This is a genomic window from Ensifer sp. M14, from assembly GCF_003355565.1.
Taxonomy (GTDB): Bacteria; Pseudomonadota; Alphaproteobacteria; order Rhizobiales; family Rhizobiaceae; genus Ensifer.
In genome coordinates, this window is sequence record NZ_QJNR01000028.1 from 1 (window position 1) to 381 (window position 381).

1 pseudogene is annotated in these 381 nt (G+C 67.2%); it reads right to left on the reverse strand.

Features of this window, described 5'->3' with window-relative positions:
* Positions 1 to 381: pseudogene (locus BLJAPNOD_RS35540) on the reverse strand (calcium-binding protein); the annotation flags it as partial.

Genomic DNA, 381 nt, shown 5'->3' on the forward strand with positions numbered 1-381 from the left:
AGAGCTGGTCGTCACCTGCGCCGGCGATGACCGCCTCGATGCTGTCGAGCGTGTCGGAGCCGATCTCTTCGCCTGACGCCGTGCCCTGTTCGAGGTCGACGACAATGGTGTTCGTGGTGGCGCTGGCATCGAGCGTGTCGAAGCCGGTACCGCCGGAATAATGGTCGTCGCCGTCGTCGGTGGTGTCGGTGGTGGCGGCAGCCGGTGATGCTTGCGATGCCTGTGCCTGGCGGGCTTCTTCGCTGCTCGGCCCGGTAACGATGACGTCGTTGCCGGCGCCGGCCAGAACCGTGTCGTCGCCGGTGCCGCCGGTGAGTTGGTCGTCTTCGCTGCCGCCATCGACGAGATCGTCGCCGGCATCGCCCTCGAGGGTATCCTTGC